24 protein-coding genes and 1 riboswitch are annotated in these 26,800 nt (G+C 56.8%); of the genes, 5 read left to right on the forward strand and 19 right to left on the reverse strand.

The window, feature by feature from the left end; all coding sequences use genetic code 11:
- Window positions 1-39: 39 nt before the first annotated feature.
- Window positions 40-1,494, forward strand: a complete 1,455-nt coding sequence (locus tag KGP17_RS18640; RefSeq protein WP_223498135.1) for a PLP-dependent aminotransferase family protein — start codon at window positions 40-42, stop codon at window positions 1,492-1,494.
- Here the strand turns inward: KGP17_RS18640 and KGP17_RS18645 are convergent.
- Genes KGP17_RS18645 through KGP17_RS18660 form a run of 4 tightly spaced genes read right to left on the reverse strand, consistent with a single transcriptional unit; the run spans window position 1,491 to window position 5,151 of the window.
- A complete protein-coding gene (locus KGP17_RS18645) occupies window positions 1,491-1,991 on the reverse strand; it encodes a protein disulfide oxidoreductase (protein WP_021178592.1) in 501 nt (166 codons plus the stop codon). The genes KGP17_RS18640 and KGP17_RS18645 overlap by 4 nt on opposite strands.
- Entirely contained in the window at window positions 1,984-2,700 is a 717-nt protein-coding gene (locus KGP17_RS18650) for a DsbA family protein (RefSeq protein ID WP_021806039.1), read from the reverse strand. Before KGP17_RS18650 ends, KGP17_RS18645 begins: the two co-directional genes overlap by 8 nt.
- The gene (locus KGP17_RS18655; RefSeq protein WP_223498136.1) at window positions 2,700-4,733 is read right to left on the reverse strand and encodes a protein-disulfide reductase DsbD; all 2,034 of its coding nucleotides are present in this window, start codon (window positions 4,731-4,733) and stop codon (window positions 2,700-2,702) included. Before KGP17_RS18655 ends, KGP17_RS18650 begins: the two co-directional genes overlap by 1 nt.
- A gap of 49 nt (window positions 4,734-4,782) precedes the next feature.
- The gene (locus KGP17_RS18660) at window positions 4,783-5,151 is read right to left on the reverse strand and encodes a hypothetical protein (RefSeq protein ID WP_021806041.1); all 369 of its coding nucleotides are present in this window, start codon (window positions 5,149-5,151) and stop codon (window positions 4,783-4,785) included.
- Window positions 5,152-5,331: 180 nt separating this feature from the next.
- Between KGP17_RS18660 and flk the strand changes: the two genes are divergently transcribed.
- Complete coding sequence (gene flk / locus KGP17_RS18665) at window positions 5,332-6,351, forward strand: flagella biosynthesis regulator Flk (RefSeq protein WP_223498137.1); 1,020 nt, start codon at window positions 5,332-5,334, stop codon at window positions 6,349-6,351.
- Here flk and KGP17_RS18670 read toward each other — a convergent pair.
- The gene (locus tag KGP17_RS18670; RefSeq protein WP_115158231.1) at window positions 6,348-6,800 is read right to left on the reverse strand and encodes a rhodanese-like domain-containing protein; all 453 of its coding nucleotides are present in this window, start codon (window positions 6,798-6,800) and stop codon (window positions 6,348-6,350) included. The two genes, flk and KGP17_RS18670, sit on opposite strands and share 4 nt — an antisense overlap.
- A 48-nt stretch (window positions 6,801-6,848) precedes the next feature.
- A complete protein-coding gene (locus KGP17_RS18675) occupies window positions 6,849-7,964 on the reverse strand; it encodes an SLC13 family permease (protein ID WP_021806044.1) in 1,116 nt (371 codons plus the stop codon).
- 145 nt (window positions 7,965-8,109) lie between these two features.
- On the opposite strand from KGP17_RS18675, the gene apbE reads away from it, so the two are divergent.
- Window positions 8,110-9,141, forward strand: a complete 1,032-nt coding sequence (gene apbE, locus KGP17_RS18680) for an FAD:protein FMN transferase ApbE (protein ID WP_209555093.1) — start codon at window positions 8,110-8,112, stop codon at window positions 9,139-9,141.
- Between the two features lie 50 nt (window positions 9,142-9,191).
- On the opposite strand, the gene KGP17_RS18685 is transcribed toward apbE, so the two are convergent.
- The 7 genes from KGP17_RS18685 to fabB form a co-directional block, all read right to left on the reverse strand.
- Window positions 9,192-12,335, reverse strand: a complete 3,144-nt coding sequence (locus KGP17_RS18685; RefSeq protein ID WP_223498138.1) for an efflux RND transporter permease subunit — start codon at window positions 12,333-12,335, stop codon at window positions 9,192-9,194.
- On the reverse strand, window positions 12,332-13,774 hold the full coding sequence (locus tag KGP17_RS18690) for an efflux RND transporter periplasmic adaptor subunit (RefSeq protein WP_223498139.1): 1,443 nt from the start codon (window positions 13,772-13,774) through the stop codon (window positions 12,332-12,334). The genes KGP17_RS18685 and KGP17_RS18690 overlap by 4 nt, the downstream gene beginning before the upstream one ends.
- Window positions 13,774-15,030: a TolC family protein gene (locus KGP17_RS18695; protein ID WP_223498140.1), complete on the reverse strand. Its 1,257-nt coding sequence runs from the start codon at window positions 15,028-15,030 to the stop codon at window positions 13,774-13,776. Before KGP17_RS18695 ends, KGP17_RS18690 begins: the two co-directional genes overlap by 1 nt.
- A gap of 10 nt (window positions 15,031-15,040) precedes the next feature.
- Complete coding sequence (locus KGP17_RS18700) at window positions 15,041-15,361, reverse strand: copper-binding protein (protein ID WP_021806049.1); 321 nt, start codon at window positions 15,359-15,361, stop codon at window positions 15,041-15,043.
- A gap of 70 nt (window positions 15,362-15,431) precedes the next feature.
- Window positions 15,432-15,860 carry a hypothetical protein gene (locus KGP17_RS18705; protein WP_037375548.1) on the reverse strand — a complete coding sequence of 143 codons (429 nt, stop codon included), beginning with the start codon at window positions 15,858-15,860 and terminating at the stop codon, window positions 15,432-15,434.
- 192 nt (window positions 15,861-16,052) lie between these two features.
- A complete protein-coding gene (locus tag KGP17_RS18710) occupies window positions 16,053-17,063 on the reverse strand; it encodes a magnesium transporter (protein WP_021178606.1) in 1,011 nt (336 codons plus the stop codon).
- Window positions 17,064-17,122: 59 nt separating this feature from the next.
- Window positions 17,123-17,293: riboswitch (M-box (ykoK) riboswitch) on the reverse strand.
- 289 nt (window positions 17,294-17,582) lie between these two features.
- Window positions 17,583-18,797 carry a beta-ketoacyl-ACP synthase I gene (gene fabB / locus KGP17_RS18715; RefSeq protein ID WP_021806051.1) on the reverse strand — a complete coding sequence of 405 codons (1,215 nt, stop codon included), beginning with the start codon at window positions 18,795-18,797 and terminating at the stop codon, window positions 17,583-17,585.
- Window positions 18,798-18,967: 170 nt separating this feature from the next.
- On the opposite strand from fabB, the gene mnmC reads away from it, so the two are divergent.
- Window positions 18,968-20,989, forward strand: coding sequence for a bifunctional tRNA (5-methylaminomethyl-2-thiouridine)(34)-methyltransferase MnmD/FAD-dependent 5-carboxymethylaminomethyl-2-thiouridine(34) oxidoreductase MnmC (gene mnmC, locus KGP17_RS18720; RefSeq protein ID WP_223498141.1), 2,022 nt, complete (start codon window positions 18,968-18,970; stop codon window positions 20,987-20,989).
- Between the two features lie 42 nt (window positions 20,990-21,031).
- Here mnmC and KGP17_RS18725 read toward each other — a convergent pair whose 3' ends face one another.
- From KGP17_RS18725 to prmB, 6 genes are all read right to left on the reverse strand, one after another.
- Window positions 21,032-21,313 (reverse strand): YfcL family protein, encoded by a 282-nt coding sequence (locus KGP17_RS18725; RefSeq protein ID WP_021178609.1) that lies wholly within the window; start codon window positions 21,311-21,313, stop codon window positions 21,032-21,034.
- Window positions 21,314-21,345: 32 nt separating this feature from the next.
- Window positions 21,346-21,891 (reverse strand): elongation factor P hydroxylase, encoded by a 546-nt coding sequence (locus tag KGP17_RS18730; RefSeq protein WP_021806054.1) that lies wholly within the window; start codon window positions 21,889-21,891, stop codon window positions 21,346-21,348.
- A gap of 76 nt (window positions 21,892-21,967) precedes the next feature.
- Window positions 21,968-22,768 carry a sulfite exporter TauE/SafE family protein gene (locus KGP17_RS18735; RefSeq protein WP_209522653.1) on the reverse strand — a complete coding sequence of 267 codons (801 nt, stop codon included), beginning with the start codon at window positions 22,766-22,768 and terminating at the stop codon, window positions 21,968-21,970.
- A 105-nt stretch (window positions 22,769-22,873) separates the two neighbouring features.
- Window positions 22,874-23,701 (reverse strand): penicillin-insensitive murein endopeptidase, encoded by an 828-nt coding sequence (gene mepA / locus KGP17_RS18740; protein ID WP_021806056.1) that lies wholly within the window; start codon window positions 23,699-23,701, stop codon window positions 22,874-22,876.
- Between the two features lie 9 nt (window positions 23,702-23,710).
- Window positions 23,711-24,796 carry a chorismate synthase gene (gene aroC, locus KGP17_RS18745; RefSeq protein WP_021806057.1) on the reverse strand — a complete coding sequence of 362 codons (1,086 nt, stop codon included), beginning with the start codon at window positions 24,794-24,796 and terminating at the stop codon, window positions 23,711-23,713.
- A gap of 84 nt (window positions 24,797-24,880) precedes the next feature.
- A complete protein-coding gene (gene prmB / locus KGP17_RS18750) occupies window positions 24,881-25,813 on the reverse strand; it encodes a 50S ribosomal protein L3 N(5)-glutamine methyltransferase (protein WP_223498142.1) in 933 nt (310 codons plus the stop codon).
- A 182-nt stretch (window positions 25,814-25,995) separates the two neighbouring features.
- On the opposite strand from prmB, the gene smrB reads away from it, so the two are divergent.
- Complete coding sequence (smrB, locus tag KGP17_RS18755; RefSeq protein ID WP_021806058.1) at window positions 25,996-26,526, forward strand: endonuclease SmrB; 531 nt, start codon at window positions 25,996-25,998, stop codon at window positions 26,524-26,526.
- Window positions 26,527-26,800: the final 274 nt, after the last annotated feature.

The following is a 26,800-nucleotide window of genomic DNA, read 5'->3' on the forward strand; positions in this document are numbered from 1 at the left end:
ATATAGTGAAAACAGACTTTTTTTGACCGGGCCAATTTCATGCACATTCCACTGGATCGTCAGCAGGACATTCCGCTGTATCTGCAGATCGAAGAAGCGCTGCGCCGCGCCATTCTTGGCGGCACCTTTGCCGATGGCGATAAATTGCCGTCAACGCGCAGCCTGGCCGCCGAGCTTTCGGTCAGCCGCCTGACGGTGGAAAGTGCCTACGCCGAACTGACGGCCAAAGGATTGTTACAACAGCGGCGTGGCAGCGGCGCCTATGTCCACCACCTGCAACCGGCCCCCATGCAGCAACGGCCAGCATCCAGCGAGCTATTCCCTGCGGATCGCTTCACCACCACCACGTCGCGGCTGGACGGTTATCCGGATATTCCTTTGCCGGAGCACATCATCAACTTTGCCGCTGGCGTCGGCAGCCCCAAGGTGTTCCCGCTGGAGGCGTTCCGCAAGATCCTGCTGTCGATCCTCAGCCGTCATGCGGAAGAGGCCTTCAGCTATGGTGATTATTGTGGTTACTACCCGCTGCGCGACACGCTAAGCCGGATCCTGACCGCACAAGGTATCCCCACCCGAGCCGAACAGGTGCTGATCACCAACGGCTCGCAACATGCCATCAGCCTGATTTTCCAGACGCTATTACGCCCAGGGGATACGGTGATTGTCGAAGAGCCCACCTATGCCGAAGCTCTGGGACTGCTGCGCCTGCACCAGATCAACATTGTTCCAGTGCCCAGCGATCGTCACGGTATGTGCGTTGAGCAACTGCCGGAGCTGATCGCCCGGCACCAGCCCAAAATGATCTACACCATCCCCAATTTCAATAACCCCACCGGGCGCTGTCTGAGCGAAGCCCGCCGCAGCCGCTTGCTGGCGTTGGCGCAACAGGCCGGGATAGTGATCCTGGAGGACGATTTTGTTGGCGATCTGCGTTACAACGGTAAAAGCCTGCCGTCACTGCGCGCCATGGCTCCCGCTGGCACGGTGATCTATGTCAGTACCTTCTCCAAAATGCTGCTGCCCAGTATGCGCATCGGTTATCTGGTGGCAGACAGCGAACAGTATCTGCAATTCTCACGGCTCAAACACGTCGACAGCTTTACCAGTTCCAACCTGATCCAGCGCGCGCTGGACGCCTTTGTCACCGTTGGCAGCTACGACAAGCAGCTGCGCCGGGCGGGAAGGATATACCGCCAGCACCGAGATGCTATGGTGGCTGCATTAAGCGAGCATCTGCCACCGGGCTGTCGGTTTGAAATCCCTGCGGGAGGGCTGTTTATCTGGCTGGAATTGCCACCTGCCGTAAGCACCACAACCTTGATACCAATAGCCTGGCAACAGGGTGTTACCTTTGCCCGTGGCGAATGCTTTTATGTTGAGGAACAGCACGGCGCACATGGCTTGCGGTTGAATTTTGCCGCCAATACGCCGGAGCTGATTACCGAAGGGATCGCCCGGCTTTGCCGGGCGATTGTTGAGGTGACGGGGAATTAAACGCTGGCCCACCAGAGCCGCAGTTTCATGCCCCAATAGCTGGTCCAGCCGGTGGTGCTTTGCACCACCTTCCCCTGAGAGATCACCACGATGGTCGGCGTTACGCCAATCTGCCACTGCGCCGATAGCTTGCCCTGCTCATCGTTAACTACCGGCAGTTGCAGCTTCTTGGCCGCCAGCCATTGCTCAACCTGCTGGTCATTGCCCGAACGCAGCGCCACGGTCATTACGTTCCCGCCGTTTGCCACCAGTTTGGCCACGTAAGGCGTGGTAAAGCGGCAAACTCCGCACCAACTGGCCCAGAAATAGACCAATAAAGGCTTATCCTGGCTGAGCTGCGCCAACGACACCGGCTCTCCGTCCAGAGTTTCCAGCATTTGCTGCTCAAAGGTCAAGGGAGCCTGTGGAGCTCGCCACCAGTCCATGGCGAACGTCACGCCCAGCACGAGCAACAGCAGAATCAGCAGTTCGCGCGTCCAGCGCCGTAACCTAGCCATTTTTCACCTTCGCCAATTGCTGCTTCACTAACGCTTCCAGATCCTCATAAGACACCGCGCCCGGCAGCATCTGATCGCCAATCAGGGTGGCAGGCGTTCCCTGCACGCCAAACTGTTCCGCCAACTGCATATTGGTACGCAGCGTGGTCATGCTCTGCTCGCTAGGTGCCACCGGCTTAACGCCCGTTTTCTCTTGCGCTGCGGCGATGCTGGCGTTGTCATGAAAGCCTTTTTTCGCCATCAGGCGCTGATGCAGCGGCCAGAACTGTTCTGGATGCTGCTCCCAAGCCGTCAACGCCACCCGCGATGAGGCGATCGAGCTTTCTCCTTTGAACGGCAACAGCTTCACCACCAGCGCCACATCGGGATATTTGTTGACGATCTTCTCCAACATCGGATCAAACTGCTTACAGTACGGGCAGTTGTAATCGGTGAAGGCCACCAGCGTCAGCTTGGCATTCTTGGCCCCCAACCTTGGGCTGGCAGGATCGTCGAACAGGATTTTGCTATTTTGCTCAATCGCCTGACCGAGTTGCTGGCCGTTGGTTTGCTGCTGCCAAGCATTAACCGCTTCCGCCAGAATATCCGGGTTAGAGACCAGCGTTTCGCGGATCAGCTCTTTGATCCGCACTTCCTGCTCGGCGGTGAAAGGAGCCGCAGCCCAGACCGGGGTGACAATCAGCAGCAGTAACATCAGTAACTTGTTCATTATTGGTTTCCTTTGGCAGTAGACAGAGCTTGCAGTACGGCTTCGCGAGTGAGCAGCGGTGACAACACTTCGCCGTCTGGCAAGCCGGGGCCATAGATTTGGTTAAAGGGAACGGCAACGCTGCCGCGCTGTTGCAGGAAGGCCGAGATGCTTTCAGACGGGCGGCTCCAATCACCGCGCAGCGCCACTACATCATCAGCGCTGAGTGCTTTTTGCACCTCGTCACGCAGCAATACGTTGTATTTATTCGCCTTGCAGGTCACACACCAGTCGGCGGTCACATCAACAAACACCCGTTTATTTTCAGCTAGTGCCTGTACGATCGCCTGTTCAGAAAGCGGTTGCCAGGCGATGTTGTCGTGTAACGGCTGTCGCCACTGGTTAGCGGTCAACGATCCCACCAGCAATGCCAAACCGCCTACCATCAGCACGCTGGCCGTCGCGATCCCCGCTGACCGGGCACCTAACTGTTGCCACACCGCCAGCAATAAACCGAGCAGCAAGATGGCACCGACAATCAGAGTCGGCTTCACGCCGATATGGTTGGTCATCAGGCTAAGCAGCCAGAGCGAAGAAACCAGCATTAGCAAGCCCAGCGCCAACCTCATCCCGTTCATCCAGCGACCAGGGCGCGGCAGGCGTAACGCCAGCGCAGGCCAGGCGGCAATCAGCAACCAGGGCAGGCTCATGCCAATTCCCAGTGCCACAAACATGCCCCAAAGCACCGGCAACGGAGCCGCCAACGCAAACGCCACCGCCGTTCCCAGGAAAGGCGCCGAGCAAGGCGTCGCCAGCAGCGTGGCAAACGCTCCCTGCCAGAAATGACCGCTCAAGCCATGCCCGTTATTAGTAGCCAACTTGGTATTCAACGAGGAAGAGAGTTGCAGGTGGAACAGGCCGAACAGATTGGCGCTGAACAGCAGCGTCACCAGCACCATAAAGCCGATAAACCACGGGTTTTGGAATTGGATCCCCCAGCCCAGCGCGTGATTGCTCAGGCGCAACAGCGTCATCAGCAAGGCCAGCGCCATGAAGGACACCACGATCCCCAAGGAAGAGGCCAGAAATTGCCAACGCACGCTACGCCGATCGCGCTGTTCGACCTGCAATATGGAACCTAGCTTCATCCCCAGCACTGGCAGCACGCAAGGCATCAGGTTAAGAATGAAACCGCCCGCTAACGCCATCAATACCGCTTGCCACAGGGGGAAAGCCGCGGTGGAAGGCAATGCAAGCGGCCCGCCAATGGTCAGCGTAGCCTCCTGAGCGATCCCTCCATCGCTGATAACCAGCCGCAGCTGTTTACCACGCAGATCCGGTGCTGCGTCTCCCCAACCATCACTCACGGGAACTCGCGCTTGCAGACTCTCGCCATCACTGCTGACCGTTGGCTTGCCCAGATCGGCTCCTGCCAAGGTATCAAAGAACAGCTCAGGTTGTTGCCAGCCCGCGGTACGCTGCGCGCTAATCTGCAACTCACCGTTGCGATAACCGGCACGCAGGCTGTCCACCAGCCCGCTGGCAATCGGCACCTGCCCCATCGCCTGAGCAAAGTCGTGATTGAACTTTGGATCAGCCGGGGTGGTGAGATCCAGTTTGAACGGATAATCGGTCAAGATGCAGACGTTGCTACAGGTGGATAAGGTAAGCGTACCCGCCAGTTGCTGCGGCGCAGCGCCCTTCAATACGATGGGCAGCGTAACCCGCTGCTGATAGCCCTGCGTCGAGATCCCCGCCACGTCAAAGCGCTGCGGCGTTGGCCAGAACCAGGTTGCCGGTGGTGGGTTGCCCTGCCAGGTGATTGCTGGCGCAATACCTCCTTCCCCTGGTGAGCGCCAGTAGGTTTTCCATCCTTTTTCCAGCTCAACAGCGAGCAGCACACGGGTTTCGTCCCCGTTGCTGGTGTCGGCACGCAGCCTGACTTTTGCATGATCGTTCTGCGGGCTTTGCAGCCAGCCGCTATCCGCCGCCTGTGTCGCAGGTAGCCAAAGCAATAACAGGCAAGCCAATGCCAGCCTGATGATATTCCACATAGTTGTTCTCCATAAATAAATTAGTCACTCGGTTTGGCGAGGGATTAACTCATTCACGGAACACGCATAATCGCAGATGCACCCTGAGGGTGGTGGGGGAAATAACGCGTACAGGAGGGAACGACAAGCGTGGAGCGATGATCGGGGTCAACAGGACCAGTAACATCCCCAGGCCAAACAGCACGTTTTCAAACATTACCGGGGAAGAAGCCAACAGCGATTTGGCACTCAGCTCACAGGGGGTCGTGGTGGTGGCCTCTTCATCACCGCTGGCCACGGATTGGCTGACGCTGACAGAGGGCAGGCCAAGGGCCAGTTGCAAGGTATGCAAGCCCGCCATGCGCTGGGTGAGGCACGTCAGTACCACCAGGCAAGCCAGGGTTAAAAACCATTTTGCAATCCGCTGCCGATTTATCATCACGCCCTCAATGCCGTATCTGCGCCTATCTTAGCGGCGCAAACAGGATAAGCAACGATTGGCCTGTAAAGAAATGTCTGGCGGCGGTATTGATGGCACGAAATTACAGGTATCATAAGCGATTAAGCCTGTGCTTTTCGCCGGGTATGTCGACTTTATACACTGCGAAGGACTGGTGATATGCAACCGTTAAGTGGACCTGGCGCTCCTGGCGCAGCCGATCACCCTCCAACCGCTGGCAAAATCCCTCCTGCCGACGATCAACCGCTCTCCCCAGCCCAACGCACCCAGTTGGAAAAACTGATCGTCAAGATCATGGCCCTCAGCCCGGCCAAATCCGCCGAGATCTGGGCCACGCTGCGTCATGAATTAGGGGCGGATAACCACAGCGAACTGTTGGCGCGCCATTTCCAACCGGCGGAGCAGCTACTGCAAAACCGCCTTGGCGTGGCACAACAGAGCCATGCCAGCCGCCAACTGCTGCAACAGCTCACCGAACTGTTGCCACAAGGCAATAACCGCCAGGCGGTCAGCGACTTTATCCGCCAGCAGTTTGGCCATACGGTGTTAAGCCAGTTGAGCCATCCACAGCTCCAGCAAGTGTTGAACCTGCTGCAAACCGGCGAACTGACAATCCCTCACCCGCAACAAACGGCCACCAGCGATCGTTCGCTGCTGCCTGCGGAACATCAGCACTTGCAGTTGCAGGTCACCAAGCTTAGCGCGGCCACCGGTGAGACAACGGCCAAACTCTGGCAGGCACTGTTCGATCTGGTCGGGGTAAAAATCAACGATCCGTTGCCCGCACGCCACTTCCAACTGCTCAGTCAGTTTATGCAGGTGAAATTGGCGCTCAGCCCGCAAACGGCGCCGACGCTGCAAAACCTGCTGGCGGTATTGAAACAGCCAGCAGACCAGCAAGAGCAGCAACAGCTCAATGACTATTGCCAGAGCCGCTTTAACGGCAACCTGAATACGCCGCTGACCCACGCACAGCTAAACGACGTGATCCAGCAGCTGTTTACCCGCCGTCTGGACAAGGCTGGCCACGCTCCGTCGTTACACAGTGACGTCCAACAGCCATTGCTTAACCCACTAATCGCCGCCCTGCCGCAGCCTTTACAGTCGGTATTCAGTAAGCCTCTGGCGCTGGTTGTCGGCGTTATCGTATTGGTATTAGTACTGTGGGCGCTGTTTTAACAGCCGCACTCCGGTGCTTTATCCCGCCCCTGCATCGTACCCAACTCAACACCGATGGCCACCGGATGGCCATCGCGTAGCCAGAAATCCAGCCCGCCAATCAGCTCTTTGACCCGAAAGCCAAGCTTGGCCAACTTGTATGCCCCCTGGGTGGAACCGTTACAGCCGATACCGTCGCAGTAGGTGACATAGACCTTGTCGCGATCGAGAGATGAGGTGCTGCTTTCATCCATTAAACGATGGGGAAAGCTCACCGCGCCAGGAATGTGCCCGGCGGCGTACAACGTACTGGCACGGGTATCGATCACCACAATCTCGTTGACGCCATTGCGCAAATCTTCCGCCACATCCGCCGAGTCGGCGTAGAAGGCGAGCTTTGCCGCCAGATAATCCAGGCTTTGTGCCGCCGTAGCCGGGGGATAGGCCAATACCAATGAAGAGATGCTCATAATAGAACTCCAATGCATTAAGAGTGATGACAAAGTGCTTGAGTCAAATTAACCCAGTAGCAGCCAACCCACTAACGTAGCCCAGGCCAGGAACGGTATCGAATAGTAATGGAACTGCAGCCAGATCTGGCGTTCTCCCGCCATCCGCAGGGCGATCAGGTTCGCCAGCGATCCGATCGCCAGGCCAAATCCCCCGGCGTTTACCGCATAGGCCACCAAGGCGCTGGACGGCACATAGTTCAGCAACAAAATGGTCGCCGGGACGTTGCTGATCACTTGGGATAGCGCAATCCCCAACGCATACACGCTGCCATCCGCCAGCGAGGCAATCTGGTCAAACAGCGGTTGCACCGCCGGCAGTTGGGTCAGCAAACCAATATTGATAAACATGGCGAGAAATACAAAGATCAGGCTCCAGTCAATCTGCAACAGCACCTGGCGAGCCAACAGCAGAAAACCGGCAAACACCAGTAACATGCCATACAACGGCACGTCCAAATCCAGGCAGATCAGAAAGGCCACGTACAGCGCGACACTGGCCAGCAACAGGCGCATTTGATAAGGATAAGGTTGGGTGTTCGGGGCTTTGACAATTTTCCGCGCCGGGAAACTGAACCAGGTGACCACCAGCAGGCTCAGCATCATGATAATGCCGAACGGTGCCATGCGCCCGATAAACTCCATAAAGGTCAGCGAAGACTTGCTCCACAGCAAAATGTTCTGCGGATTGCCAATCGGCGTCAGCAACGACCCGGCGTTAACCGCCAGTGCCTGGAAGATGATCAGGCGGCTTATCGGCAGTGAAGAGAGCTTTTTCAGCGTAATGGTCAACGGGATCACGATAAACAGCGCCACATCGTTGGTGAGGAACGACGACAGCACCGCAGCGGCACACACCAGAAACAGAGCCAGTGAGCGTTCACTTTGCAGGGTGTTCACGATCTGGCGGCCGATAAAATCGAAATAACCGCTCACCTCAACGCCTTTGGTCAGCAGCATCAACCCCAGCAGGGTCATGATGGTGCGCCAATCGATAAAGCCAGAGAGTACACTCAGCGACTGTGGCCCAATGGCGTACAACAACATCCCCATCAGCAGCAACGCATGCAGGAAGCGGTCATGCAAAAATGGCCTCAACAAACTGGTCACCGCATTTGAACTCATGGATTTACTCTTATTTTTCAAGCTAAGGCTGGAAAACGACGTTAGCCGAAGCTCTTGAATTACGCCAGTAAAAAAGCACGTTGCCCTTTCCATTTATCGTATTTTGTTTTATACCCGTCGTCTTTCCCTGCTTTTAGGATTTTCTATGGCCAATTCCATTGCCAAAAGGCTGCTGCTCAGCGCGGCGCTGATGCTGCTAGCCGCCTGTAACGATGCCAACACCCGCCCCCAGATCGACATCGAAGGCAAAACCATGGGGACGTTCTATAGCGTAAAGGTCAGCGGCACTATCACCGAGAGCAAACAACAATTGCAGCAGGAGATCGATGCGCTGCTGGAGCAGGCCAACGACGATATTTCCACTTACCGCCCCGATTCGGTGTTATCCCGCTTCAACCAGAGCACCTCTGCCGATCCGCAGCCCATCCCCCGTGGAATGGCCGATATCATCCTCACCGCTCAGCGCATTGGCCGTGATACCGGGGGCGCGATGGATATCACCGTCGGCCCGTTGGTCAACCTGTGGGGTTTCGGCCCGGATAAGCGGGCCGTCAAAGTCCCCAGCCAGCAGCAAATCGATGCAGCCCGTCAGCATATTGGTTTGCAGCATCTGAAACTGCTGAGCGACAGCCGGGGTGAATGGCTGCAAAAAGATCTGCCTGAGATGTATGTCGATCTCTCCACGCTAGGCGAAGGTTACGGCGTGGATCAGTTGGTCCAGTTGATGGCGCGCAAAGGCATCACCAACTATCTGGTATCGGTGGGCGGAGCCGTTTCATCACGCGGCGTGAATGGCCAGAACAAGCCTTGGCGGGTGGCGATCCAAAAGCCTACCGACCGGGAAAATGCGGTGCAGGCGCTGGTGGATTTGCAAGGTTACGGCATCAGCACTGCGGGGAGTTACCGCAACTATTTCGAACAGGACGGCCAGCGCTATTCCCACGTGATCGATCCCGTCACCGGACGGCCTATCACCCATAAGCTGGTTTCCGTTACGGTGATTGCCCCTACGGCGCTGGAGGCCGACGGTTGGGATACCGGGTTGATGGTGCTGGGCACGGAAAAAGCGCTGAAACTGGCCGAAGAGAAAGGACTGGCGGTGTATCTGATCAGCAAAACCGATGACGGCTTCAGCGCGGTGATGACGCCGCAGTTTAAGGCGTTTTTAGTGCAGTAAACCTATGCAATCCCCCCAATAGGGGGGATTACCGCTCGTTATCGGTAAATTTACTCTACTTTCTCACCGGATATTTCATCCTTGCGGTGCAGCAGCGAATACACCGCCGGGATCACCAGCATCGATAGCAATGGCGCACTCACCATACCGCCAATCATCGGTGCGGCAATCCGCTGCATCACCTCTGAGCCAGCACCACCGCCCCACATAATCGGCAGCAAACCGGCCATAATGGTCGCCACCGTCATCACCTTGGGTCTGACGCGCAACACCGCCCCCTCGCTAATTGCCGCCATCAGTTGCTGATGACTCAACGGCTGGCCCGGTTGACGATGTTTCGCCAGCGCCTGATTAAGGTACAGCACCATAATCACGCCAAACTCTGCCGCTACCCCGGCAAGGGCAATAAAGCCCACCGCCCCCGCCACCGACAGGTTGTAATCGAGCAGATACAACAGCCAGACTCCACCTATCAGCGCAAACGGCAGCGTCGCCATGATCAGCAGCGCATCGCTCACGCTGTTGAAGGTGACAAACAGCAACACAAAGATGATCGCCAGCGTCACCGGCAGCACAATCTTCAACTGGGCGCTGGCGCGTTCCAGATACTCAAACTGCCCGGACCAACTGAGGGAAACCCCGGCAGGCAGCTTCACCTGCTGCGCCACCACCTGTTGCATCTCCTCCACCGCCGATTTCAAATCGCGCCCGCGCAGATCGACATAGATCCAATCGGAAAGCCGGGCATTCTCGCTTTTCAGCATCGGTGGCCCTTCGGTGATGCGAATATCCGCCAGTTCTGCCAAAGGTACTTGCCCACCGGTCGCCGTCACCACCGGTAATTCACGCAGCTTTTGCAGCGAATCACGGATCTCCCTTGGGTAACGGACGTTGATCGGATAACGCGCGCGCCCTTCAATGGTTTCAGCGATGTTTTCCCCTCCCACCAACGTGGCAACCACTGATTGCAGCTCTTTCACCGAAACACCGTAACGCGCTGCACGCTGACGATCGATATCGATATCCACATAGCGCCCTCCGGCCAGGCGCTCCGCCAGCGCGGAAGTCACACCCGGAACCTGCTTCACCACCTGCTCAATCTGGCTGGCCGCCAGCTCGATATCGGCAATATTGCTGCCGTTGACCTTGATGCCTACCGGGCTTTTGATGCCGGTCGCCAGCATATCCAGACGGTTACGGATCGGCGGCACCCAGACGTTGGCAATGCCGGGCACCTTGACCACGCTGTCCAGTTCGGCCACCAGTTTGTCCATCGTCATGCCGGGCCGCCACTGGTCGCGGGGCTTAAAGCGAATGGTGGTTTCCAGCATGGTCAACGGGGCCGGATCGGTTGCCGTCTCCGCCCGCCCGGCCTTGCCAAAGACCGTGTCCACTTCCGGTACGGTTTTGATCAAGCGGTCGGTCAGTTGCAGAAGCCGTGCCGCTTCACGGGCAGAGATCCCTGGCAGCGTCGAAGGCATATACAGCAGATCCCCTTCGTCCAACGGTGGCATAAACTCGCTGCCCAGACGGCTGAGTGGGAATAAGGTCAGCAGCAACAGCAGAGCGGAAATCCCCAGGGTGGTTTTAGGCCGTGCCAGCACCGCCGCCAGCAACGGCTGATACATGCGGATCAACCAACGATTGATCGGATTGGCATGTTCGTCCGGAATACGGCCCCGGATAAAATAGCCCATCAGCACCGGTACCAGCGTGATGCCCAACCCCGCGGATACCGCCATCGCATAGGTCTTGGTGAACGCCAGCGGCGCAAACATCCGCCCTTCCTGTGCCTGTAGCGAAAACACCGGGATAAACGACAGGGTGATGATCAACAGACTACAGAACAGCGCAGGGCCAACCTCAACCGCCGCCTGCTCTGAGATGTGCCAGTAATCTTTTGAGGTGGGCTGCTGGCCGGGATGACGTTGCCGCCACTGCTCCAGCACCTTGTGCATGTTTTCGATCATCACGATCGCCGCATCCACCATCGCGCCGATGGCAATGGCGATCCCTCCCAACGACATGATGTTGGCGTTAACGCCTTGATAGTGCATCACCACAAAGGCGCCCAGGATCCCCAGCGGCAGAGTCACCATCGCCACCAGCGCCGAACGGAAGTGGGACAGGAACAAGGCGCACACCACCGCGACCACCAGGAACTCTTCCAACAGCTTGAATGACAGCGTATCGATCGCGTGCTCGATCAGTTGCGATCGGTCATAAACCGGCACGATCTCCACGCCCGGCGGCAGGGTGTGCTGAAGCTGTTGCAGCTTGGCCTTCAGCGCATTAATGGTTTCCAGCGCATTCTTACCGTAGCGCATTACCACAATGCCGCCAGCCACTTCACCTTCACCGTTGAGCTCCGCCACGCCACGGCGGATTTCCGGCCCCTCACGTAGCTCTGCCACCTGCGACAGCAGGATCGGCACACCGTCGCGCGCAGTGATCACCACGTTATTAAAGTCGGCGAGTTTTTTCAGGTAGCCGGAGGTACGCACCATATACTCAGCCTCCCCCATTTCCAGCAGCGCACCGCCGCCTTCCTGGTTGGCATCCTGAATGGCGCTCACCACCTGCTGATGGGTAATGTTCAGCGCCCGCATACTTTGCGGATTTAATATCACCTGATATTGCCGCACCATGCCGCCAACGCTGGCCACTTCCGCCACGTTAGGCACGGTTTTCAGCTCAAACTTGAGCGTCCAGTCCTGCAAGGCGCGTAAATCCGCCAGGCTGTGTTTACCAGTACGATCGACCAGCGCATACTCATAGACCCAGCCAACGCCGGTTGCATCCGGGCCCAGCGCCACTTTAACCTGTGGCGGCAGAGAGGACTGGACCTGGCTGAGTGACTCCAACACCCGCGAACGCGCCCAGTAAGGATCGGTACCGTCTGCAAACAGAATGTAGACATAGGCATCGCCGAACATGGAGAAGCCCCGCACCGTGCTGGCTCCCGGCACCGTTAGCATGGTGGTGGTCAGCGGGTAGGTCACCTGATCTTCTATTACCTGCGGCGCCTTGCCCGGATAGGTCGCCCGGACGATCACCTGCACGTCAGAGAGATCGGGCAGCGCATCCAGCGGCGCCTTCTGCAACGCCCATACGCCCCACCCGGCCAGCAATATCGAAGCCAGCAATACCAACAGGCGATTGCGTATCGACCAGCGGATCACGGAGGCGATCATTGGTGGCCTCCTTGCGGCATGATTTGGCTGATGTGCGAGCCGTTTTCATCCACGCTAAAGTGGAACATCACCTTGCTGCCGATGCCAATCCCGGCGGGTAAGCCACCCGCTGGCAAGGTGAAATCCATGGTCATCGCAGGCCATTGCAACTCTGCGACCGGATCGTGCGACAGCGTGACGGTATCATTATCCACCGCCTCGACTACGCCAAGCGTCTGATACTGTTTTCCCCCCTTCTGCGCGGCCATCTGTGGCAAGGCACTGCGCATGCTGGCTTCGGAATCTATCAGGAACTGGCCTGAAGTCACCACCTGTTGCCCGGCTTGCAGACCCTGTTTGATTTCTACCCAGCCGTCCTGTGCCAGGCCGGCGATAACGTCAACCGGAGCAAAATGGCCGTTACCTTCCGCCACCAGCACCCGGTTGCGATCGCCACTGCCGATCAGCGCCTCCTGCGGGATAGCCAGCACCGGCTTGGCCCCGGCGTTTTGCGCCAGTTGCACCTGCAAATACATGCCCGGCTTCAGGCGCTGTTGGGGATTTTTCAGCACGATACGCGCTTTAAAGGTGCGGGTAAGCGGATCGACATTAGGCAGCAGCTCGCTGACCTCGCCAGTAAAACGTTCACCCGGCCAACTGGCGGAGCTGGCTGCTACCGCATCGCCCACCTGCAACAGCCCGGCCTGCGCCTGCGGGTAATCAATCACCATCCACACCGGATCGAGACTGGCCAACTCAAACAGGCCCTGCGTCGCGGTGACCTGCATCCCTTCCCGTGCGTCCAGCTTGTTGATAAATCCACTCTCCGGGGCGATAAGGGTAATGCGGGTCTGGGGTTGGCCGCTGCGTTCAACCTGGCGAATGATGGCTTCAGGCATAAACTGCAATGCCAGGCGCTGGCGGGCGGCAGAGGTCAGTGCGCTATCGCCCAGTTTGCGGATCGCCAGGTATTCCTGCTGTGCAGCACTCCAGTCCGGGATCCATAGCTGTGCCAACGCTTGCCCTTTCTTTACCTGTTGCTGGCTGGCACGCACATAGAGTTTGTCTATCAGACCGTTGGCACGTGCGGCAATAACCTGCACGCCACGTTCATCGGTGGCAACGCTGCCATAGGCATCAAGCTGCAAATTCAATTCACGCAGTTGTGCAGCCGTTGTACGCACACCCAGATTCTGCTGTTGGCGGGCGCTGATGGTGACACCACCGTCATCCTGCTGCTCATCGACATAGCGTGGCACCAGTTCCATATCCATAAACGGCGATTTGCCCGGCTTATCAAAACGCTGGCCTGGCACCATCGGATCGTACCAATACAGCACCTGCCGTTCGGCACCGCCGCTAGCAGGTTGCGCCGCAGTTCTTTCCCCGGCCAACCAGTAACCGCCCATAGCACCGCCCAATAAGGCGGCTAACAGCGTCAGGCTAAAACGCATTTTCATTACATTGCCTCCTGCACGGTGAGATAACGGATGGCTGCCCACAGCTGCGCCAATTCACGCGCGGCCTTACCGGCGCTCAGACGGCTATCGAGCAAGGCCCGACGCGCTTCCAACACCGAGGAGAGATCGCTTTTGCCACTGCGGTATTGCGCCAGTTGCAGTGCCACACGCTGTTGTTGCAGCGGGATCGCTTCCTGCTGTTGACGCTGCCATTGCGCCTGTGCAGCCTGATACTGCGCCAACAGCGTATCTAGCTGGGCCTGATGGTCGCGGATCAATAACGTCAACTGATCGTTGGCCTCCATCGAACGGGAAACGTCGGCGGCATAGTCCTTATCCTGCCGCTGGGAGCGGAACAGCGGCAGATCGACGGTAAACATCACGCCCGCCATATCCTCATAGCCATCGGCCCGTTTGCCATACGACACCTCTATGCCCACGTCAGGAATGGCGGCCACCTCGGACTGTGCCGATCGCGCCTTGGCCACATCGGCCTCACGGCTTGCCTGCACTACCTCCGGATGCTGTTTGATCGCTTGTCGCAACAGGTTGCTCTCGGCGGGCAGGCGCTCGAAACGTGGCAACGGCCCACCGACCCCCTCAATCTGCTGCCCGGTCAACTGGGTCAAGCGCGCCTGGGCGATGGTGACGTCACGCTGCGCCTCGCTGAGCCGGTCCTGCATCGCCAACAGCGTCAAGCGAGCATCGATGACGTTAGCGGCGGGCGAACTGCCACTGGCCACTCCGGCATGTTGGGCGGCGATTTGCTTTTCACTTTCTTTGAGCAAAGCCGTGGCATCTTTCAGCGTCTGCTGGCTCAACGCCAGTTCCAACCAGGCCTGTGCCGTCTGCTGCTGCAAGCGGGCACGGATTGTCGCACTGTTGGCCTCGGTTTTACTGGCCTCGGCACGCAGGGTATCCGCCTTACGCTGGCGCTTGGTACTGCTGACGTAATCCTGCATGATGCCAACCCGCTCCATGGTCATCCCTTCACGGGTCAAACGCCGGGCGTTACCACCTTGTACCGGCACGTTTTCAATGCCGAATTTCAGCTTGGGATCGGGTAGCTCCATCGCCGAATCCGCCATGTTTTGCAACGCATTCACCTGATGCTGGTTGGCCGAGAGCTCGGCGGAATAGCGCTCGGCCACCGCCAGCGATTGCTCCAACGTCAGGCCGGTTGCCTGCGCACTCGCCGTCCAACAGGCGAGCAGCAGCCAGCCCACCCGCAAGGGGTGAGAAAGTAGTCTGGACATGGTGCCCCCGTTAGTCTTGGCTGGCGCGGATGGCGGTCAGCTGATAGCCGCCGTCAACCTGACGGAAGCTGAACTCCACCGCAGTCCCGGCAGCCAAAGCAGGCAATGGCGGCTGTGGCTGAAGGAAATTCATGGTCATCGGCGGCCAGTTCAAGGCAGGGATGGCTGGGTGGGCGAGCGATACTTTCTGCTCACCCCAGGCCTTAACGGTCCCTTTAGAGTGATAGACGGCGACGTCTTGGCTGGCATGTTGGTGATGTTGCATCTCCGCAGCGGAGACGAATGAAGAGAACATCAGAGAGATGAAAACGGCAGTGATCAGATTACGCATAACGATAGCTCCATAGAATAGACAAAAACAACTCAGGTCACCGTGCTGGACGGCAAAGCGGTTGGTTTGGCTATTCACGGAAGCGGCAGAAGACGATCTCTGCCGGCGGGCCTGCTATCGGAGGGGTTTGCCAATCGAGGTGTGAGAACTGCGCCTGGGGCTGAGGATCGGCAACCAACAGCTCACTGTTGGCAGGTATTACTGCCGCCAGGGCAAGGCTACCGTGGTCTTGCTGTGCCGAATCTGGGACGCAGTGCTTTTCACACAGCGGCCCTTCGGCCTGCATCATCTCATTGGCTAGCGCATCGGCGGCCTGCATATGCATCGTATGCTGCGCGGCTGGCGCAACGGTGGTGAGTTGCAGGTTGCAGTGATGGCTGGCGATCGCCAGTTGGCTATTGAGCAGTAGCCAGCAGACGGCCAATAGCCATGCTGCAGCCCGCTTCTTGGCGAAGCGCAACCGGTGCATAGATATTGAGATGGACGCCAAAGCCGACATGCAAAAATTCCAGAGTAAGAAACCGTGCTGAGTATATCGGCAGAAAACCGTCACAGGAACGGAATTTACACCCGCTGACAAAGCCGCCTCGGAACGATCCTGTAAACTGGAAATGCTTTGATTTCAGTCAACTACGCTGCTTAAAAAATCCCGTTAATCATAGCAAAAACCGGCTTTCGCCGGTTTCCATGATTAATTTAGTCCCAAGGTCCACTGGGCTATTTTGAAGTAGATGATCAAGCCGGTGCCGTCTATCAGCGTAGTGATAAACGGGGCGGAGACTACGGCAGGATCCACACCGAAGCGTTTCAGTGCCATTGGGATCACGGAAGAGACAATCGCGGCCCACAGCGTGATACAAACCAGGGTCAGGCTCACAATGAGCGTAATCTCATAGCCGATACCCATCATCCAGCCACGGAACGCACCAGCACAGGCCAGCGTTAACGCTATCATGACCGAAGTCGTCATTTCCTTGCTCAGTACGCGCCCCAAATCGCGCATGCGAACCTCTCCCAAAGCCATCGCTCGCACAATGGTGGAGGTGATTTGCGTACCACTGTTACCACCTGTACCCACCAATAGCGGGATAAAGAAGGCCAGGGCAATCGCCGCTTCCAATGACTCTTCAAAATGCTGAATAACCGTGCTGGTATAAGCCTCGGCGACGAACAGCAACAGCAGCCACACGCTACGTTTTTTCCACAGCTCGAAGGAACTCATTTCAAGGTAAGGCTTATCAAGCGGCAGGCTTGCCCCTTGCAAATGGGCATCCTCGGTGTTTTCATCCTCGATAATCTGCGCGATTTCGCGCTCGGTTAAGCAGCCGACCAAACGGCCATTATCGACCACCGCCACAATATCTAAATTATTATTGTCCACCAGTTTGGCGATATGTTCACGTTCGTCCGTGGGTTTTACATGGAAGAAGGTGGTTTCCATCATATCCTTGATACGCTCGCCATGATGTTCTTCCTGCAATAAACGTTTAACAGAAAGAACGCCCACCAGTTTGGTGCCATCTTCAATAAAGATTTGTGCGGGAATATCGTCGTTGGAAAGTTGGTTAACGAATATTTTCCTGGCTTCGCCAACGTAAAGATCCTGATGCAGAACAGAGACTTTCTTGTTCATATAACGCGCGATGGCGTCGTCTTCAAAGTTGGCGTTTTGATAAAGGTCTTGCAATACAACATGTGACATTCTAGATACTCCCGATTGAAAGATGGAGTCTCATAGAGGCGACAAGACAGGACAGCAAAAGCCGATCCCCACGTCTTGGGTTTAGCACTATACAACGTATCCCCTGGGGGAAGTTACCTTAGCAATGCCTTGATTCGGCTAATGCTTGTTTTACCCTTGGTGGCCTCTCTCGATGCCATTAGAGCGGTAACTTGTGTTCGTATAGGAGCCTCGCCATAACGAGATCGTAAAGCTAGATAAAGCGTGGGCATTATGACTGGTTTGATTATTCGTATAGGAGAAATGGTAATTTCGTTGAGGTATTATTTATTTTTTGGGACAAAAATTAACCGGGTTAATTTATTATCCTGTCAGGCCACAGCTAAATTAAACGAAAAAACGCTCGCCGTTTAAGTTATCTGCTGTCAGTTTTTTGATCTGAGAAATCTTAATTTTCACTGATATAAGGTATCGCGTTAAAAACGCATAAAAAAACGGGCACCTATTACGGTGCCCGATTGAAAATATAACGCCTTAGGCTTACTTCTGCAGTTTACGCATTACCAGCGTAGCGTTGGTGCCGCCGAAACCGAAGCTGTTGGACATGACCGTGGTCAGCTCACGCTTGGTTGGCTCGGTCACGATGTTCATCCCTGCCGCCTTCTCATCGAGGTTATCGATGTTGATGCTTGGCGCAATGAAACCGTGCTCGACCATCAGCAGGCTATAAATCGCTTCCTGCACGCCCGCAGCACCCAGTGAGTGGCCGGTCATGGCTTTGGTTGAAGAGATGGCCGGAGTGTTATCGCCAAAGACTTCGCGGATCGCACCCAGCTCTTTCACGTCGCCGACCGGCGTGGAGGTGCCGTGTACGTTCATGTAGTCGATTGGAGTGTCTACGCCCTGCATTGCCATCTTCATGCAACGCACCGCGCCTTCGCCCGATGGAGCCACCATGTCGGCACCGTCTGAAGTCGCACCGTAACCGATGATTTCCGCATAAATATGCGCGCCGCGAGCCAGAGCGTGCTCCAACTCCTCAACCACTACCATGCCGCCGCCGCCAGCGATAACGAAACCGTCACGCGCTGCGTCATAGGTACGGGAAGCTTTTTCTGGCGTGTCGTTGTAGCTGGTGGAAAGCGCGCCCATAGCGTCGAACTCGCAGGCCATTTCCCAGCACAGCTCTTCGCCACCGCCAGCAAAGACGACGTCTTGTTTACCCAGTTGGATCAGCTCAACGGCGTGGCCAATACAGTGTGCTGACGTTGCGCAGGCAGAGCTGATGGAGTAGTTCACGCCGCGAATTTTGAATGGGGTAGCCAGGCAGGCAGAAACGCCTGATGCCATCGCCTTGGTCACCATGTAGGGGCCAACGCCACGCAGGCCTTTGGCGCGCATACCGTCAGAACCCGCAACCTGGTTACGTGGAGAACCACCACCAGAACCGACCACCAGACCGGTGCGATCGTTGGACACCTGATCGGCTGCCAGGCCGGAATCTTGAATCGCTTGTTCCATGGAGAGATAGGCGTAAACCGACGCGTCGCTCATAAAGCGCATCACTTTACGGTCAATCAGACCGGTAGTGTCGAGTTTAACATCACCCCATACGTGACTACGCATGCCGGAATCTTTCAGCTCCTGGGAGAAGGTGATCCCAGAGCGGCCTTCCTGCAGACTTGCCAGGACCTCCTGCTGGTTGTTACCAATGCTGGAGACGATTCCCAGGCCAGTAATCACTGCACGTTTCATTCAAGTACCTCTTCCACAATTTACATTCGGGATTTTGCAACGCACTTTAGCGTACAGATGTACGCCGAACAAGTCCGATCAGAATAATTTTGCATTATCTTTACCCAGTTTGCACCTCGGGACTACCCCCGTTAAAATCGCGCTATCCCTTGAGTTACGAGCAACCTACCGTGAGCAATGCCCCCATCCAAACCGCAGCGTTAAGCTGGAATGAACAAGGTACACCTGTTTCGAAACAGTTTGATGACGTCTATTTTTCCAACCAGGATGGGCTGGAGGAAACCCGCTACGTCTTTCTGGGGGGCAACCGCTTGCCACAACGCTTCAGCGATCACCCTCGCTCACTGTTTATTGTGGCTGAAACCGGCTTCGGTACCGGGCTGAATTTTCTGACTCTGTGGCAGGCCTTTGCCCGTTTTCGCCAGGAGACACCGGCGGCGAGTTTGCAGCGTCTGCATTTTATCAGCTTTGAGAAATACCCGTTGCAGTTGGAGGATCTGGCGGCAGCCCATGCCCAATGGCCAGAACTGGCTCCCTTTGCCGATGAGCTTCGCGCCCAGTGGCCTTTGCCGCTGCCAGGGTGCCACCGCCTGCTGCTTGCCGAAGGGCAGATCACGCTCGATTTATGGTTCGGTGACGTCAATACCCTGCTGCCGCACTTTGACGCCAGCATGAACGATCAAATTGACGCCTGGTTCCTCGATGGCTTTGCGCCGTCCAAAAACCCCGATATGTGGAGCGAACCGCTGTTTGCCACCATGGCGCGTTTTGCTCGCCCAGGCGGCAGTTTTGCCACCTTCACTGCCGCAGGGTTTGTCCGCCGTGGATTGCAGCAGGCCGGGTTTGAGGTTACCAAATGCAAAGGCTTTGGCCAGAAACGCGAGATGCTCACCGGTCAGCTACCTGCCGACACCCCGGCAAGCGTCAATCCAAGCCCGTGGTTCCTGCGCCCGGCAGCGGAGAATACCGACGATGTCGCCATTATTGGCGGCGGCGTAGCCAGTGCGCTCACCGCGTTGGCCTTATTGCGCCGTGGGGCCAGGGTGACCTTGTATTGCGCCGATGCACAGCCCGCAGAGGGCGCATCCGGCAATCGCCAGGGGGCGCTGTACCCGTTACTGAATGGCCGGGGCGATGCGTTGGAAAACTTCTTCTGCGCCGCCTTCCCCTTTGCCCGCCGCCAGTATGACGCCTTGCTGCAACAGCAGGTTGAGTTCGATCACCAGTGGTGTGGCGTCAGCCAATTGGCCTATGACGAGAAAAGCGCGGGCAAGATCGCCAAGATCCTGGCCGTTACCTGGCCGCACACTCTGGCACATCCGGCCGATCGCGCTACGCTTAGCGCACTGAGTGGGATCGATACGGGGTTTGGTGGCATCCACTATTCGCTCGGGGGATGGCTGTGCCCTGCCGACCTGACGCGTGCCGCGATTGCCCTGGCCGAACGGCAGGGATTGGTTTGCCACTATCTGCATACGCTTTCCGATTTGAACCGCAGTGATGAAGGTTGGCAGTTGCATTTTGCTAAGGGAAAAACTCACCAACATGCGACGGTGATCCTGGCGAACGGGCACCAACTCACCACACTGGAACCTGGCGCCGCTCTACCGGCCTATGCGGTGCGCGGCCAGGTTTCACATATTCCGACTACGCCAATCTTGAGTAAGTTAAAACAGGTACTGTGTTACGACGGTTACCTGACGCCGGTGAATCCTGGCAACCAGCAGCACTGTATAGGTGCCAGCTACCAGCGCGGTGAATCAAACACGGAATATAGCCAGGCAGAGCAGGAAGAGAACCGCGATCGCCTGCTGCGCTGTTTGCCAGAACAGGATTGGCCGCAAGAGGTGGATATCAGTGGCCAGCAGGCCCGCTGTGGCGTACGCAGCGCTACGCGCGACCACATGCCGATGGTGGGTGCCGTGCCAGACTATCAAGCCACTCTGGCGCTGTATGGCGATTTACAGCAGCAACGCCAGCGTGGCGAAGTCATTGCCGATGCGCCAATGTATCCGGGGTTGTTTATGATCGGAGCCTTGGGCTCACGCGGCCTGTGCTCGGCGCCGTTGGCCGCAGAAATTTTAGCGGCTCAGCTGTTTGGCGAGCCCTTACCGGGGGATAGCGAGATGTTGGCAGCGTTGAACCCAAACCGCATGTGGGTCAGGAAGCTACTGAAAGGACGCGAGGTATAGTTCATTTGAGGGGCCAGCGTGATGCTGTCCCCTTTAGAGCCATTACTCTGTCGGCAACGCTGTTTGATACAGGTTTTCCCACATGCCCAGCACCAGTACCTGATCCGGTGGGGAGAGTTCCCCGGCCTTGATGGCCTTGTCCAGGCTACTCTGCACCCGTACCTTGAGCTGCTCGGCGCTGTGTTCGGCATGTTCTTCCGATTCCGCCACCGCCAAAGTCAGATGACCGCGCAGGTAGCCACCGGCAAACAGATCATCATCGCTGGCGTGTTCTACCATGTCATCAATCAGCGCCAGAATGCGCGCTTCAAATTCTGCGATCATCAAATTTCCTCGTTAACAAACAGACTCTGGCCTCAGAGATCTTCCGGGTAGGGAAAATGCTCGGCCGCCAGCGGAGGCGTATTGTAAAACGATTGCAGCGCCTGAATAAAGCGCGCAGGTCGTGTGGGTATTCCTTGCTCCAGCAATTCCAGCACCCGAGTACGGACTTTACGCTGGAAACCAATGCGATCCGGCTCGCAGTCTCCACTGAGATTGTCGCAGCTGACGTTGAACGGGAAACCCGCCGCCACGCAGAACATCCACTCCAGCGCCTGCGGATTAATCTCGACCGCCTCGAATTCACTCTGCGTCTGGGCATCGCGCCCATCCGGGCAATACCAGTAACCGAAGTCCACCAGCTTGCGGCGTTCGGCCCCGGCGATGCACCAATGGGAAATTTCATGCATGCCGCTGGCATAGTAGCCGTGTGCAAAGACGATGCGGTTATAAGGCAGCTCATCATCGGCAGGCAGATAGATAGGCTCATCGTCGCCTTTAACCAGGCGGGTATTGAACTCATCGCTAAAACACTGATTAAAGATTTCAATCAGTTGCGGATACTGGTGTGTGTTTGGCATAAAAAAACTCAAATAACCACAAAATAAAGGAGGCCATTATAGCCGATATCTCTCGGCTTGCCGCCCCTTTGAAATGTTAAAAATGCAACGCCAACCATTGCTGGATTTCCGCCCCGTGATTGTCGTACAGCAATTTGCAGCTCATGATCAGAGACACTATCACGATCATCGGCCGGATCAGCTTCTGGCCCTTGGTCAGCACCATGTGCGCCCCAAGACGGGCTCCGAACACCTGCCCAACCAACATCACCAGACCAATGCTCCAGATCACTTGGCCGCCAATAATAAACAGCACCAGGCTGGCCAGATTGGAGGTGAAGTTCAGCACCTTGGCGTGGGCAGTTGCCTTGGCCAGGTTAAAACCGCACAGCGTCACATAAGCCAAGGCATAGAACGAACCGGCTCCTGGCCCGAAGAAACCGTCGTAGAACCCTACACAGCCCCCAGCTACCAGGCCAAAGGGTAACGCCCCCAGCCGACGCTGACGATCGTTTTCCCCCAGCCGTGGCGTCAGCAAGAAATAGACACCGATACCGATCACCAACAGCGGCAGCATCTGGCGCAGTATATCGGCACGCATATGCTGCACCAGGATCGCCCCGCTCACCGACCCCACCAACGTCAGGAAGATGGTCAGCTTCTGGGTATTAAGATCGACAGCGCGACGGCGGACAAAGTACAGGCTGGCGGAAAACGATCCCCCCACCGACTGCAATTTATTGGTCGCCAGCGCCTGCGTGGGAGGAACGCCAACGGCCAGCAGAGCCGGTACGGTCAACAGCCCACCACCACCGGCGATCGAATCGATAAACCCGGCGAACATTGCTACCAAAAACAGTATCCCGAGCAATTCGGGACCTAACACCAGCCCATCCATAAGTCGTCTGCCTACTTTTTTATTTGCGCACTTTTTATTTGCGCACACACTACGCCTTAAAACTCAAAAAATAAACGCCCCATTCGAGGCGTTTTTAGCAGGCTATCAGCGGTTGGCGAAGTGGCTATCCAGCAGCGCCTGACAGGTTGGCGGCAGCGGCGGCGGCTCCTTCTTGACCGGATTGGCATTCGGCTGATGCGGTTTGAACCAACTGGCCAACTCGGCACCACAGCCATCCCCCACCGGCGGCGCATCCTGATCCAGACACTCCAGGCTCCCCGCCGGGCAACGCAAGCGTACGTGCATATGCGCACGATGCCCAAACCAAGGGCGCACCTTATGCAACCAACCGCGATCGGCACCGGCATCCTGGCACAGACGCTGTTTGATCGCCGGGTTAACGAAGATCCGCGTCACTTCGCTATCCTGCGCCGCCATCTTGATCAAGGATTCGATCTGCGGCTGCCACTGGCGATCCACTACCTGCTTACCGTCGCCAGAGACCAGATCGATCGGCTGCGGTTTCAACAGTTGCTGAGCGCTCCAGCGTTGGCGCGGCAGCTGCAACCAGATGTCCACGTCCAAACCGGATTGGTGGCTGGCGTGGCCGCTGCTGAAGCGCCCACCGGCCGGCATGGCCATATCCCCGATCAACACCGTGCCCAGTGCTTTCTGGTTGGCCTGGCTGCTCAGACGTTGAATAAACGCCAGCAGGTCAGGATGGCCAAAATAGCGCCGTTGGTCGGTACGCATCACCTGATAATCCGGTGAGTTCAGTGGCAACGGGTGCGCCCCGATGATACAGCCATTGGCGAAACCGCCAACGGCCTGCGCAGTGCCACTGACCGGGTGGTCAATCTTTTGCCACGGCGTTAACGCCAAGGCAGAGCTGGAAGCGATCAACGCAGCGAAACCCAGCAGCCATTTTTTCATCGTAGTCCCTTACCAGCGTGGTACGTCGGAAATCACATCACCGTTTTGCGCACGCTGGCGCAGCAGATGATCCATCAGCACGATCGCCATCATCGCTTCGGCGATCGGCACCGCACGGATCCCGACGCACGGATCGTGGCGGCCACGGGTGACCATTTCCACCGCTTCACCCTGACGGTTGATCGTACGGCCCGGCACCATGATGCTGGAGGTCGGCTTCAGCGCCAGATGGGCAATCACTGGCTGGCCGCTGCTGATACCACCAAGAATGCCGCCAGCGTGGTTGCTCTGGAAACCTTCAGGGGTGATTTCATCGCGGTTTTCACTGCCACGTTTGGTGACTACGGCAAAACCGTCGCCGATTTCTACACCTTTAACCGCATTGATGCTCATCAGCGCATGCGCCAAGTCGGCATCCAGACGATCGAACACCGGTTCGCCCAACCCTACCGGGACGTTTTCCGCCACTACGGTCACTTTGGCACCGATGGAGTCGCCCTCTTTTTTCAGCGCGCGCATCAGTTCGTCCAAGGCTTCCAGCTTGTCCGGATCCGGGCAGAAGAACGGGTTCTGTTCAACCTGATCCCAATCTTTCAGCTCGCAACTCACATCGCCAATCTGCGCCAGATAGCCGCGCACCTGTACGCCAAACTTCTGCGCCAGATATTTTTTGGCGATAGCACCGGCGGCAACGCGCATCGCGGTTTCACGCGCCGAAGAACGGCCACCACCGCGATAATCACGCACGCCGTATTTCTGTTCGTAAGTGTAATCAGCATGACCAGGGCGGAACACATCTTTGATCGCGCCGTAGTCTTGCGAGCGCTGATCGGTGTTTTCTATCATCAGGCCAATGCTGGTGCCGGTAGTGACGCCTTCAAATACCCCGGAGAGGATACGCACCTGATCCGGCTCGCGGCGCTGGGTGGTATAGCGCGAAGTGCCGGGGCGGCGGCGATCGAGATCGTGCTGCAAATCAGCTTCTGTCAGCGGAATGCCGGGCGGCACACCGTCTACGATACATCCCAGCGCCACACCGTGAGATTCACCAAATGTGGTGACGCGGAAAAACTGCCCAATACTGTTCCCTGCCATCACGGCTCCTTACCGTTGGTTGTCATCCCGTTCGCGTGCAAACGGGGCATACAGGCCCGCACTATGGTGAGCCCAGGTTGTTGGTTAGCTGCGGTAGAGGCTGAAATGCTCTTTGCAGTCAATCAGCTGCTGTTTGGTCAGCATGAATACGCCGTCCCCGCCGTTATCAAACTCCAGCCAGGTGAACGGAATATCCGGATATTGTTCCATCAGATGTACCATGCTGTTGCCCACTTCACAAATCAGCACGCCGTCATCGCTCAGGAAGTCTGGCGCACAGGCCAGAATGCGGCGCACCAGCTTCAGGCCGTCGCTGCCTGCGGCCAGGCCCAGTTCCGGCTCAAAGCGGAACTCTTGCGGCAGGTCAGACATATCTTCCGCATCGACATACGGCGGGTTGGTGACGATCAGATCGTATTGGATCGCGGGGACGTCACGGAACAGATCGGAGCGGATCGGGATCACCTGATGTTCGACGCCGTGCGCCTGAATATTTCGCTCGGTCACGGCCAGCACGTCGATGGAGATATCTACCGCGTCCACTTCCGCTTCCGGGAAGGCATAGCCGCAGGCGATAGCGATACAGCCACTGCCGGTACACATATCCAGGATATGGCGTGGCGGATGTGGGATCAGCGCGCTGAAGCGATCGTTGATCAGCTCACCAATCGGCGAACGCGGTACCAGCACGCGCTCATCGACATAGAACTCCAGATCGCAGAACCAGGCTTTATTGGTCAGGTAAGCAACCGGGATGCGCTCGTTGACACGGCGGATCACTCGCTCAACGATGCGGTGACGCTCGCTGGAGGTTAAACGCGCAGTGCGCATATCTTCAGGAATATCCAACGGCAGGAACAGGCTGGGCAAGACCAATTGCACGGCTTCGTCCCACGGGTTATCGGTTCCGTGGCCATAGTAGATATTGGCGGCGTTGAAACGGCTTACGGCCCAGCGCAGCATATCCTGAATGGTGTGCAGCTCATTCACTGCTTCTTCGACGAAAATTTTGTCCAATTTGCCCTCCGGCAGGCACGATGATTCATGATTTAGCCCCGTAGTTTGCCATGAAGCCTGCGACAAATCAGCAGCAATAGCAGCGTAGCAGCATTCTGGTTGGCATTCAGTGCCAGTTTTGCGTCGACAGAAACCTTCGAGCAGGTAAACTAGCGCGATAAATGATAGGCGACGAGCGAATAATGAAGAATAAGCCCCCTCTGAGCAAAGATGAATTATTGCTCTTTAGAGAGTCGGTAGCGGGAGCAAAGAAGCTGCCGCAGGACACCATCGTCCACCCAAAACCGAAAATGAAAACCAAACAGATCGCGCCGCAGCGCCTGTTGCAAGAGCAGGTGGATGCCAGCTTTTACTTTTCCGATGAGTTTCAACCGCAGTTGGAAGATGAGGGCCCAACGCGCTATGTGCGTCCCGGCTACAGCCACTATGAGTTGAAGAAACTGCGCCGCGGAGATTACGTGCCGGATCTGTTCTTGGATTTGCATGGCTTGACGCAGATGCAGGCCAAGCAGGAGCTAGGGGCGATGATCGCCGCCTGCAAGCGTGAGCACGTGCATTGTGCCTGCGTGATGCACGGCCACGGTAAACACATCCTCAAGCAGCAAACGCCGCTGTGGCTAGCGCAACATCCGGACGTGCTGGCGTTCCACCAGGCTCCCAAAGAATGGGGCGGTAACGCAGCCATACTGCTGTTGATCGAACTAGCCGAATAGCGAAATAAAATGGCACTTGGCGGTGCCAAACAATCCGCAGTGACGGTGTCCAAAAGGGGCCATGAGTTGGGAACCACCTTGACGAAATAGCCCCTACCAATCCTGGCAAAAACTTAAGTCCCCTCCCCTGTACCCTATCCACTTAAATACACCAAACGCCTGTAAGCTGGGATTTCAAATAAAACATTTGTTTTAAATATGCTTAAAACAAAAATCATTGATGTGATTTAAAATTCACGAGAATGATCCTGTATTAACGCCAAAAAGTAGACAA

This window comes from Serratia sp. JSRIV001, from assembly GCF_019968745.1.
GTDB lineage: Bacteria > Pseudomonadota > Gammaproteobacteria > Enterobacterales > Enterobacteriaceae > Chania > Chania fonticola_B.

Coding starts and splice junctions, on each gene's coding strand:
- KGP17_RS18640 (WP_223498135.1), top strand. CDS start 40: ATGCACATTCCACTGGATCGTCAGCAGGACATTCCGCTGTATCTGCAG.
- KGP17_RS18645 (WP_021178592.1), bottom strand. CDS start 1,991: ATGGCTAGGTTACGGCGCTGGACGCGCGAACTGCTGATTCTGCTGTTG.
- KGP17_RS18650 (WP_021806039.1), bottom strand. CDS start 2,700: ATGAACAAGTTACTGATGTTACTGCTGCTGATTGTCACCCCGGTCTGG.
- KGP17_RS18655 (WP_223498136.1), bottom strand. CDS start 4,733: ATGTGGAATATCATCAGGCTGGCATTGGCTTGCCTGTTATTGCTTTGG.
- KGP17_RS18660 (WP_021806041.1), bottom strand. CDS start 5,151: ATGATAAATCGGCAGCGGATTGCAAAATGGTTTTTAACCCTGGCTTGC.
- flk (WP_223498137.1), top strand. CDS start 5,332: ATGCAACCGTTAAGTGGACCTGGCGCTCCTGGCGCAGCCGATCACCCT.
- KGP17_RS18670 (WP_115158231.1), bottom strand. CDS start 6,800: ATGAGCATCTCTTCATTGGTATTGGCCTATCCCCCGGCTACGGCGGCA.
- KGP17_RS18675 (WP_021806044.1), bottom strand. CDS start 7,964: ATGAGTTCAAATGCGGTGACCAGTTTGTTGAGGCCATTTTTGCATGAC.
- apbE (WP_209555093.1), top strand. CDS start 8,110: ATGGCCAATTCCATTGCCAAAAGGCTGCTGCTCAGCGCGGCGCTGATG.
- KGP17_RS18685 (WP_223498138.1), bottom strand. CDS start 12,335: ATGATCGCCTCCGTGATCCGCTGGTCGATACGCAATCGCCTGTTGGTA.
- KGP17_RS18690 (WP_223498139.1), bottom strand. CDS start 13,774: ATGAAAATGCGTTTTAGCCTGACGCTGTTAGCCGCCTTATTGGGCGGT.
- KGP17_RS18695 (WP_223498140.1), bottom strand. CDS start 15,030: ATGTCCAGACTACTTTCTCACCCCTTGCGGGTGGGCTGGCTGCTGCTC.
- KGP17_RS18700 (WP_021806049.1), bottom strand. CDS start 15,361: ATGCGTAATCTGATCACTGCCGTTTTCATCTCTCTGATGTTCTCTTCA.
- KGP17_RS18705 (WP_037375548.1), bottom strand. CDS start 15,860: ATGTCGGCTTTGGCGTCCATCTCAATATCTATGCACCGGTTGCGCTTC.
- KGP17_RS18710 (WP_021178606.1), bottom strand. CDS start 17,063: ATGTCACATGTTGTATTGCAAGACCTTTATCAAAACGCCAACTTTGAA.
- fabB (WP_021806051.1), bottom strand. CDS start 18,797: ATGAAACGTGCAGTGATTACTGGCCTGGGAATCGTCTCCAGCATTGGT.
- KGP17_RS18725 (WP_021178609.1), bottom strand. CDS start 21,313: ATGATCGCAGAATTTGAAGCGCGCATTCTGGCGCTGATTGATGACATG.
- KGP17_RS18730 (WP_021806054.1), bottom strand. CDS start 21,891: ATGCCAAACACACACCAGTATCCGCAACTGATTGAAATCTTTAATCAG.
- KGP17_RS18735 (WP_209522653.1), bottom strand. CDS start 22,768: ATGGATGGGCTGGTGTTAGGTCCCGAATTGCTCGGGATACTGTTTTTG.
- mepA (WP_021806056.1), bottom strand. CDS start 23,701: ATGAAAAAATGGCTGCTGGGTTTCGCTGCGTTGATCGCTTCCAGCTCT.
- aroC (WP_021806057.1), bottom strand. CDS start 24,796: ATGGCAGGGAACAGTATTGGGCAGTTTTTCCGCGTCACCACATTTGGT.
- smrB (WP_021806058.1), top strand. CDS start 25,996: ATGAAGAATAAGCCCCCTCTGAGCAAAGATGAATTATTGCTCTTTAGA.